The 1042-nt window shown below is 52.6% G+C and carries 1 protein-coding gene and 1 pseudogene; one reads left to right on the forward strand and one right to left on the reverse strand.

The features are described 5' to 3' along the window. Positions 1-110: 110 nt before the first annotated feature. Entirely contained in the window at positions 111-662 is a 552-nt protein-coding gene (locus NW858_RS05300; protein ID WP_414352296.1) for a type IV pilin protein, read from the forward strand. Between the two features lie 74 nt (positions 663-736). Here the strand turns inward: NW858_RS05300 and NW858_RS05305 are convergent. Further along, positions 737-1042 (reverse strand): annotated as a pseudogene (locus NW858_RS05305) (glycosyltransferase family 2 protein); the annotation flags it as partial.

Below are 1042 nucleotides of genomic sequence, written 5' to 3' on the forward strand. Positions count from 1 at the left end.
CCGCAATTTTGCTTGGGGACAGGCTGTTATGAATGGCCCTCAGGCTGGGTAGGTTAAGACTGGCAGGTAACCTGCACAAGTAACTCTCTAGTAACCAAGGATCGAGGACCATGAGCGCGAAGTCTCGTCAGTCTCTGTTGCGGGCCAAGCTGGCTCAGCAACTTTTCTCCCAAGCCAAGGGCTTCACCCTGATCGAACTGCTGGTGGTGATCGTGATTGTGGGCGTGCTGTCTGCAGTGGCAGTTCCCCAATTCCTGAACCAAGTGCGCCGCTCCCGCACGGCCGAGGCTCAGGCGGCTCTTACTGCAGTAGGTCGCGGTTCTGAGGTCTATCGCCTGGATGTTGGCGTGTATCCGAACGACTACACCAGAATCAAGTTTGGTTGTCCTAGTAGTACCGGTGCGGACTCCTGCGGCGCCAAAGGTGACAAATTCATGAACGACCCGTGGAGCGCTCCCAACTACGAGACGCCAGTAGCCAGTAATGTTCAGAGTACTTCACCTCAAGGGATGCGCTGGGACACCACTGCTGTCACAGGTGCAAGCCGCTATGTTACCGCTTCCGGCAGCCGAATTCAATGCACCATTGGCCTGGGATCCCAGGAGAAGGTTGTAACCAGCCTCTCTACCTTCGTAGGCAAGAGCTGCAACGTGTTTGACTAGTTTCTGCGGGTTCCACTGTTTGCTTTGCTCCCTTTGGGGAGCTTTTTTTAGTCCTCTGAAACAACCTGGGATTTTCAGGGGTTAAGTACAGTTGCTAGTAACTGAGAAGGATAGTAGATGCGGGTGAGGATACCCTCCTCTATCAAGCTCTGGTTAATCATGGAGTTGCTATAGAGTATGAACTTTTGGTAAAGAGCCACCATTTGATAGATATCTCGCGAGCAGTATGCATCCCTTGAGGCCAAGTGAAAGGGAACGCGAATGGGATTAGACTTTGAGCGCCACCAGTAGTCGGGAAAGTTGCCCAGTTGAGCGTACTTCTTGTAGTAGTTCTGGAAGCCGCAATTCAGGTAGTGCAAAACGGTTGGAGATGAGGTGAC

Source organism: Synechococcus sp. H55.10 (genome assembly GCF_047502715.1).
Lineage (GTDB): Bacteria > Cyanobacteriota > Cyanobacteriia > Thermostichales > Thermostichaceae > Thermostichus.

What these genes read in the sequence shown, in the direction of transcription:
- NW858_RS05300 (WP_414352296.1), top strand. Translation starts at nt 111, where the DNA reads ATGAGCGCGAAGTCTCGTCAGTCTCTGTTGCGGGCCAAGCTGGCTCAG.